General features: G+C 76.1%; 1 protein-coding gene. It reads left to right on the plus strand.

Features of this window, described 5'->3' with window-relative positions:
- Nucleotides 1-1,149 (plus strand): sulfite reductase flavoprotein subunit alpha (locus ND748_RS32380; protein ID WP_374216097.1); only part of this gene is annotated, 1,149 nt, incomplete at its 5' end.
- Nucleotides 1,150-1,178: the final 29 nt, after the last annotated feature.

Raw genomic sequence — 1,178 nt, forward strand, 5'->3', positions numbered from 1 at the left:
GCGCCGGCCACCGTCGCGGGCCGGCCCTCCCGCGCGGCGCCGGCCGCCGTGCCGCTGATCGGCAACGAGCTGCTCAGCCGGCCCGGATCAGCGAAGGAGGTGCGGCGTTTCGCCTTCCGCACCGCCGACACCGAGCTGACCTACGACGTCGGCGACGCCCTCGGCGTCTGGCCCGTGAACGGCGCCGACCTCGTCGCCGAGTGGCTGGAGCGCACCGGTGCCGACCCGGGCCAGCCCGTGCCCGTCAGCGGGATGGGCGAGATGCCGTTCGCCACGGCGCTGCGCAGCCACCTGGACATCACCGGGATCACCCCGACGCTGCTGCGGTTCGTCGCCGAGCGTAGCGGCGACCGCGACCTGCGCACCCTGCTGCGCCCGGACAACTCCGACGCGCTCGCGCGCTGGACCTGGGGCCGGCAGGCGGCGGACGTGCTCGCCGAGCTGCCCGTCCGGGCCGAGGCGGCCGAGTGGGCGGGGGTGCTGCGGCGGCTGCAGCCCCGGCTGTACTCGATCTCGTCGAGCCCGCTGGCCCATCCCGGCGAGGTGCATCTGACGGTGTCGGTGGTCCGGTTCGACGGCCGGGGCGGCCGGGCCCGCGGGGGCGTGTGCTCGACGTTCCTCGCCGACGGGCCCGGCGAGGTGCCGGTATCGGTGCCGGTGTTCGTGCAGCGCTCGACCCACTTCCGTCCGCCGGCCGACCCGGACACGCCGCTGGTGATGATCGGGCCGGGGACGGGCGTGGCCCCGTTCCTCGCGTTCCTGCAGGACCGCCGCGCCCGCGGCGCCCGCGGCCGGACGTGGCTGTTCTTCGGCGAGCAACACCGGGCCACCGACTTCTACTACGCCGACGAGCTCGCCGCGCTGCAGGCGGACGGCACGCTGCACCGCCTGGACGTCGCGTTCTCCCGCGACCAGCGGTCGAAGGTCTACGTCCAGGACCGGATGCGCGAGCACAGCGCCCAGCTGTGGTCGTGGCTGCAGGACGGCGCGCACCTCTACGTCTGCGGCGACGCCGGCCGGATGGCCGTGGACGTGGACCGGACCCTACGCGAGATCGTCGCCCTGCACGGCGGCCTCGACGCCGACGGCGCCGCCGCCTACGTCCGCCGGCTCACCGCCGACCGCCGCTACCTGCGCGACATCTACTGACCGCCGGTCCGCCGGCGCCGCCGGCGCCC

Origin of the sequence: Frankia sp. AiPs1, assembly GCF_023716945.1 — a bacterium.
Taxonomy (GTDB): Bacteria; Actinomycetota; Actinomycetes; order Frankiales; family Frankiaceae; genus Frankia.